General features: G+C 58.6%; 3 protein-coding genes. All 3 read left to right on the forward strand.

From position 1 onward, the window contains the following. Window positions 1–174: 174 nt before the first annotated feature. Entirely contained in the window at window positions 175–5,664 is a 5,490-nt protein-coding gene (locus ACIPIJ_RS27830) for a hypothetical protein (protein ID WP_401083212.1), read from the forward strand. A 66-nt stretch (window positions 5,665–5,730) separates the two neighbouring features. Continuing rightward, window positions 5,731–7,098 (forward strand): hypothetical protein, encoded by a 1,368-nt coding sequence (locus ACIPIJ_RS27835; RefSeq protein WP_401083215.1) that lies wholly within the window; start codon window positions 5,731–5,733, stop codon window positions 7,096–7,098. Continuing rightward, window positions 7,088–7,510 carry a hypothetical protein gene (locus ACIPIJ_RS27840; RefSeq protein WP_401083218.1) on the forward strand — a complete coding sequence of 141 codons (423 nt, stop codon included), beginning with the start codon at window positions 7,088–7,090 and terminating at the stop codon, window positions 7,508–7,510. The genes ACIPIJ_RS27835 and ACIPIJ_RS27840 overlap by 11 nt, the downstream gene beginning before the upstream one ends. Window positions 7,511–7,520: the final 10 nt, after the last annotated feature.

Raw genomic sequence — 7,520 nt, forward strand, 5'->3', positions numbered from 1 at the left:
TATTGGCCCACCCGGGTGATTTGCCGCCCCGTTGAACAGCAGCAATTGCGCAAAGGCTACCGTCGCATCACCCCAGCCACACCTGGCATTTCTGCTAGTTGTGGCTCATCAAGATCGCGCCTGACAATTTCCCCATTCGCATGCAGCGCTTTGTGCCTATGAGGGAGCCCGGATATGTACGATCAAGCGTGGAACGTCCATCAGCAGCCGCGACGCAAAGGAGGCGATGCAGGCGTCCCCGAGGCCGTCGAAGATTCCGTCGTTCATTTCAAGCAGTCCCATGACCTTGTCGTGGACCTGTCGACATTCACGGGAGATGCGACGTTGATCGTGCTGCCCTATGACAACATGGCTGCTGGCCATGAAGTGTGGGTGGAATTCGGTGACGCGCCCGCTCTGATTCAAGAGGTGACGGATGAAACCGTGAGCAGACCACTGCTGTTCACATTGCCCCGTGCGGCGCTGGATGCACGACTAGACCAATCCGTGCCCCTGCAATTCGTGGTCGTGGTGGGCGAACGAGAGACGTACTCGGAACCACAGACTTTGTACGTCAGCAATGAAAGCAGCAACCCAGCCCCCTGGCTGGAGCCCATCCGGATCGAAGGTGCCGACGAAGGCGAAATACAACCGTTACCGGGCGGTGTACCGGTCTACATCAAAAAACCTGAGGCAATGCAGGTCAACGACGAACTGCTGCTGTTTGTCGATACCGACAGCGATCACCAGCTCCCCGGCTGGCTCAGGCTGGAGGACAGCGATGAAGACCGGGAGGAATTCGTTCTCTGGATCGAACAGGCGCTGCTCGAAAGCAACCTCGGCAACAGCATCCGGCTGATGTACCAGTATGCCGGCCCTGGACGTGGGCTGAGCGCGCAAGTTCTTGAACTCGAAGTCACCGAATACAACCCGAAAGATGCGTCGGTGGTGAACTTCAAGCAGGCCCACGACCTGCACATCGACACGAAGCAGTTCCGAGCGGACGGTGTGCTGTTGGTGCCGCCCTACGACGATATGGCCGCCGGAGATCGAGTAGCGCTGTATTGGGCGCTGCAGGACGCCAATTCGGTCCGGCCGATGCTGACGTTGGAGCACACTGTCGAGCCAGGGGAAGTGGGGTTTCCCTTGAGGTTTTCCCTGCCGCGCTCGGAATTTCCCGCCGATCGCAGCGCAGCGATGTACTTCACCGTCACACCCAACGGCGGCACCGAGCGAAAATTCAGACAGCAGCGCCTGACGATCGCGGCAGGCGCTGCAGATTCACAGCCCCGCCTGCCGGTGGCGGCACTCGAAGGTGAAGACGCATCAGACCTGATCGTCACGCCCGACCCGCAGGGCAAGGTCGTACTCGTGCCCGCCTACTCGGACATGAAACTGGCCGACGAGGTGTATTTCCACGCCGATGGCCAGGTAGCGGCCGCGCCGCAGTTCAAGCGTATCGAACTGGACGACCTGGGTACCCAGTTCCTGAAGTTCGAACTCGCAGGCGAATTGTTGAAAGCGAATGTCGGTGACTACCTGGAAATGTTCTACCAGTTCGGGCGCCAGGGCCGGGCGTTGAGCGCCGAGAAACGCCGCGTGGACGTGAAGCAGTTTCAGGACGCCATCGAGATATCCCATGTGCTGTTCCAGCAGGCCCATGATCGGGTGGTCGAACTGAAGGCATTCACAGGCTCCGCCACCCTGGTGGTGCTGCCGTACCAGGGGATGGCCGAAGAACATGTGGTGACGCTGGTCTGGAGCGTGGACACGGTGCCCACCCCCTACCCTCACACGATCAGCAGGGATCAGGTGGGCTCGCCCATCCGTTTCAATATCCCGCGTGATGTCCTGGAGGCGGGAAAGAACAAACAGGTTTCCCTGCTTTACACCGTGGAAGGTCTGGATGCACAGCCGGTCGGCTCGCAAAGCAGCACCTTCCGGATTCTTGAACAGTCCACGCCCCTCCCCGATCGGCTTCCCCAGCTCCTGGCGCCGAGTGAACCTCTGCTCCCAACTGACCCTGCCACCCTCAGCGTCCAATATTCGTCGATGGCCGAAGGTGACGAACTCGTTTGCTATGCCGAGGGTGCCTACCCATTGATACAAAGCCACCGCGTGGATGCCGACGACGCGCTGACAGGCCAGATCGTGTTCATGCTGCCGGTCATCTGGTTGCGAGACAACGCTGGCTGGCCGATCACGCTGAGCTACCAGTTCGCCCGCAAGCAGCAAGCACTCAGCAGCGAAGCCCTGGAAATAAGGGTGGATGACCTGTGGCTTGGGGGCAATCAGTTGGTCCATGTCGACCAGGCGCATGACCGTCTGATCGACCTGGCGGTGTTCAGCGGGGATGCAACCCTGGTCACCTTCCCCTATGCGGACATGCAGGCAATGGACGAAGTCCAGGTCATCAGCCGCTGGGAAGATGGCCAGGAACTGCCGCAGCCCTTGACTCATGTGGTGCAACCCGAAGATATCGGCCGGCCCCTGCTCTTCACCCTCGCACGCCCCCAGCTGCTGGCAGCACAGGGCCATCTGTTGCGCCTGCATTTGCGCAGGCTCAGGCAAGAGGTGGATCCCCGTGATTATCCATCACAGGTTTTCAAGGTGGTGCACGACGCCCCTTCCGAGGTGGACGCCCTCGAACCCGTGCGGGTCGACGGGCAAATCCCCACGCGGCTACCTACCCGGCCAGGAGGGCTGGAGGTGACGATTGGGCTCGACTCGGCTCAGGTCAAGCAACTGGATGAGGTGCTCTTGCTGGTCAGCAGCGAAACGGCCCGTTTTGCGCTGACCAAACATATCGACCAGGACGACCTCGACGCCAGGGCAATCGTGATGGGCATACCGGAAAGCTTCCTCGAAGCGCATCTCGACCAGACCGTCACCCTTTCGTACCAGATCGCTCGCGAGGGACGGGCCCTGAGCGCAAAAGCGCTGCAAGCCCCCGTTTACCGCCCCCCGGTGATGCTCGATGGCGTGCTGGTGCATGTCAAACAGGCTCACAGCATGACCGTGGACCTGAGCACCCTTCCAGGACCCGGCATTCTGACCCTGCTGCCCTACCCCGATCGGGCCAGGGGCGACAAGCTTACGGTTTCCTGGGGTGACTACACGCTACCCACGATCGTCGTGGACACCGACGATGTGACCCTGCCACTGATGAGCGAAATGCCTCGTGAATGGTTGCAGGACATGGTGGAGGCCGGCCCCACAGAATTGCTCCTGACCATCAGCAGGGACGGGAGCCCCGACCGCCTGACCGAGCCGCAACAACTGACTGTGCTCGATCAGGATTCCAACCCTCCGAATTATCTGGTGCCTCCACACCTGCAAACACCACTGCCGGGCGTCATCTATCCGTTACCCCTGGGCATCGAGGTCACCCTCCCCGCTTATTCGGGCATGGCCGAAGGCGACGAAGTACTGTTCCATCACTACCTGGTCGAAATGAGCGCGCCGCAATGGAAAAAGCTCACTTATGCCGATGTTGAAAAAGGGAAATTAACGTTCACGCTTGGCAAGGCACTGCTCGACAGCAGTGTCGGCAAGACGCTCAGTTTACGCTACCAGTACGGTCGCACAGGCGAAGCACTCAACAGCCGCGTCCTGCAACTTAACGTACTGCAGCATCCTGCCGCGATAGAGATCTCGCTGGTCCATGTCATGCAGTCCCATGCCCTGGTCATCGAGACGGACAGCTTCAGCGACAATGCACTGCTGGTAATCCCCGAGTACCAGGGCAAGGCCGAAGGCGACGAACTCATCATCCGCTGGGCAAGGCTGGACCAACTGACCACACCGTTCGACATCTCCCACACCGTTGGCAAGACAGATCTCGGGGTAACGATCACCAAGTCGCTCAACAAGGCCACGCTCGATGAGGCGCTGAACATCGGCGCACAGTTGTCCTTCAGCGTCAAACCCGTCAGTGGCAGCACGCAACGCTCCGCCGTGCAGACCTTCCAGGTAGTGAACAAGGCCTCCGCACCGCCGCCCCACCTTGACGCACCGCAGATAGCCGGGGTGGTAGACGGCAAACTGGAGCCTGTTATCGAGGGCGCCAAGGTGACGATCAACCTGACGAGCGACTTCACCCAGGGCACAGACGTCATCCTGCACATGAACGGCAAGGTCCCCGTGCCTCCCCTGGCCAAAAAGCTGAGCGCCACCGACCTGGCCGCCGGCAAGCTTGACTTCAGGCTTCCCGGCTACTGGCTGCTGGCCAATGCCGGTGCCAGGGTGGAAGTCTTCTACCAGTACGCCCGCCAGGACAAGGCACTGAGTTCCGCGCGCGTGCCCCTGGAGATTTTGGAGTCCGAAGACCCGACCCTGCCTGGCACGGTGGTGCATGCCAAGCAATCCCATGATCAGGTCATAGACCTGCATGCCTTCGAAAACGATGCGATGGTGTATGTGCTACCCCATCCAGAAATGAAGACAGGCGACCTTTTGACCGTCCACTGGCAAGGCTTTGATGGCCAGGAACCGATCACGGAAGCCTACAGCGTTCCGACCTCTGTTTCGCAACTGGAGGTGCCCTTCGAGTTCATACTTGACCGCACGCGCCTCGAACCCTTGAGTGGCTTTGCAATCAAGACCCACTACACCTTCGGCAACGAGGGCGTCGAAGACCCGTTTATCTCCGCCTCGCAGATGTTCCTCATCGTCGACAACCAGCCGTCACCCAAACCGCTGCTGCCACCCCCTGCCGTCACGGGCGAATCGGGCGGGTGGGTATACCCCTCTCCGGAAGGGGCCTGGGTGACCTTCCCTCCCCCTGTAGGGCAACTCAAACAGGATGAAGCGCTGCTGTTTGCCGACGGTGCGACATCGGAGATCGTGGCCTGGACCGGCACGCCAGATGAACCCGAGGGCGTCCATCTATCTCAACAGTTCCTCCTGGAAAACATCGGCAAAAGGGTAACGCTGTCTTACCAGTTCGCTCGGCCCCGCATGGCACTGGCAAGCCATGTCCACACGTTCGTTGTCGCCGAAGAACAGACACTGCCACCACTCACAATGCTGGGTGTCGGGTCAGAAGCAGCTGCCGTCGACCTGCGCACCGGCGGGCGTTTTGCCATAGCCGGTGCCGCGCCACTGCTCAAGGGTACGGTCACGGTCTATGTCCAGGACACCACCACCGTGCCTCCCAGGACGCTGCTGACTTTAGCGGGCTGGACCCAGCAAGGCGAGGATTTCCATTTCGCCTTTGATCGTTCGAAATCGGCAATGCTGTTGGGCAAAACGCTCAAGTGTTTCTACACCCACATTGACCCGTTGGGGCTCTCGGCCGATTCAGCCCCCTTTGAACTGGTGGTAAAAACGCTCAGCCGCGACTCATTACCCTATCTCGAATGTGAATCGGCCATCGGTAGATCCGAGCTTTCCAAAGCCCGCGTCAAGGAAGAGCTCATCCTCAATGTTCACGGCTGGCCCCTGATGGCCGCAGGACAGCTCATCACGATCGTGGCGGCGGAGGGCGGCGTAGAGCTGCACCTGTACAGCGGGTCCATCACCGCCGAGCAGGCCCAGGCGCTAACGGTTCAAGCTAAGTGCGACAGCAAAGCGTTCTTCGAAACGTTCGGGATAGGCAAGACCGTCAGGCTTTCTGTCGAGATCACGTTGGCAGAAGGAACGCGCCTCACCCTCCGGGATATCGACCTCAGAACAGTGGCTTAACCGCCCGTCACCGCCCTGCTACACGGGCCGATCGGGCATACCTGTTTGACCAGCGGAGCACATGCGATGAACGACCACACCCTCCAAGGCGCTGACCTGGGTTCGATAGCGTTTCATCCCTCGCCAAGCGAAGCACTGGGCGAAGGTGCGCTCGTGCAATATCTCGCCGACCCGTTGCTGCTGCCCTCTGCACAACGGCATTGGAGCACAGGTGCAAATGGGACCATCGACTCAGGCTCCGGCCGTTACCGGGCAGGCCGTGCGCCGCAAGGTACTCGCGGCTCGGTCGACTGCGTACTGAACCTCAACGGCATCACCCTCACCGACAGCCTTTCCGTCAGCCTGGGTGCGCCGGGTGTTGTTGAAGATGAACACTGGCGCGCCCTAAAGTCATTTGTACTGAGAACCCCGGATTTCGGTGCGTCGGTACCCCCTTGGATGTTCAACAACGGCAGGCAGCAACTTCACCTGTCAGTGGACGTGTCTACCCAGACCAGTGATGAAGAGCCGGGCGCCCTTGACCCTGACGAACTCAAGACATTGGCACTGTTCGAGCTGGGCGGCCATCAGCCGCTGGCGATCCTGAACGCAACCCAAGAGCCTGCCCTGAGCGACACGGCCATTTACTGGGCCGTGGCCGAAGACCGCAACACTTACGAACTCGCCACCCAGCAGCAACCTTCCCAGGCAGAGCCCGATCAAGGGCACCTGGTGAGCTACTTTGTACACTGCCTGGAACCGAAGGATCAGCAGCGGACTTTTTACGCCGGGGTGCGGGACAGGTTTGGATTTTGGCATTACAGCGACCGGGTCGGTGCAAAGAGCACAATTTCTATCAGGCCCGCTCATCGACAGGTCGAATTCACCGTAGCACGTGACAAAGTCTCAGGCTTCGATAAACCGGCTGAAGCAGGCCACACGCCCTATGACTACAACTTCCATACGGTTGAATACTGGATCTTCACGCTCAGCAGCGGAAACATCCACTCATGGAGCGTCAAAGGCGGACCGCGCTCGATGCTTCAGTGGGAGAGAGAGCACTCCTATTATTTGGGTACCCACATTCGTTTCGTCAGCTATACCGGCATTATTGCTGGCGGCGGAAATCAGCAGTTCGTGACCCTCGATGAATCCATGTTGCGTCAGCACGCAGAATTAAATAGCGGGTACGCGCTGAAGTTTAATGAAACGCACTGGGCGGTGCCTGCCAAAAGCATATCCTCAGACAGTTTCGCAGTAAGCCTCCACCGTGCAGCTGATGTGTCAAAGGCGTTCACGCCGGCTTATTTCAATAGACGAGAGCCTTTGGAGATTGAGTTGATTGACGACCATGGCAACTCACTCACTTTACAAGTGGCTTTTTCAAACCTTGCAACCAAACATAAAAGATCCGAACTTACCTACTTCAAAAAGGATATCCAACATGGACGGTAGCGAAATACGCGAAGCGGACAACAACGGCACGGTGACGATAAGCGATGAAGATGGCAGAACGCAAAGTGTGACTTTTGATATCAATTGGTTTGGAAGTACGCTTAGTTTATGGGCCGGACATTACGCACTCAAAATAGATAAATTTCGCCTTGACAACCTCGATGTCTCAATGAAGATTCTGTTTTGGGACACCGCACACTATTCCGGCCCCTGGAAACTAGTTTACAAGTTGGAAGTTGCTGTACAGGGAACTACGACCCAATGGATACCCGTATCAAGTCTAGGCTCAAAAAGCACTGACCCGAATGCAGATAACATCGTTGCCCCCGGTTTACTGTTGACATTCAAAACCGGCGGGACACCTCCCGATGTGTACCAATTATCGTTCGAGCCTAGCTACGAGGAGCCTTGAGGAGAACTTT

The organism is Pseudomonas sp. NPDC087185 (assembly GCF_044744955.1).
Classification (GTDB): domain Bacteria; phylum Pseudomonadota; class Gammaproteobacteria; order Pseudomonadales; family Pseudomonadaceae; genus Aquipseudomonas.

Coding starts and splice junctions, on each gene's coding strand:
- ACIPIJ_RS27835 (WP_401083215.1), top strand. CDS start 5,731: ATGAACGACCACACCCTCCAAGGCGCTGACCTGGGTTCGATAGCGTTT.
- ACIPIJ_RS27840 (WP_401083218.1), top strand. CDS start 7,088: ATGGACGGTAGCGAAATACGCGAAGCGGACAACAACGGCACGGTGACG.
- ACIPIJ_RS27830 (WP_401083212.1), top strand. CDS start 175: ATGTACGATCAAGCGTGGAACGTCCATCAGCAGCCGCGACGCAAAGGA.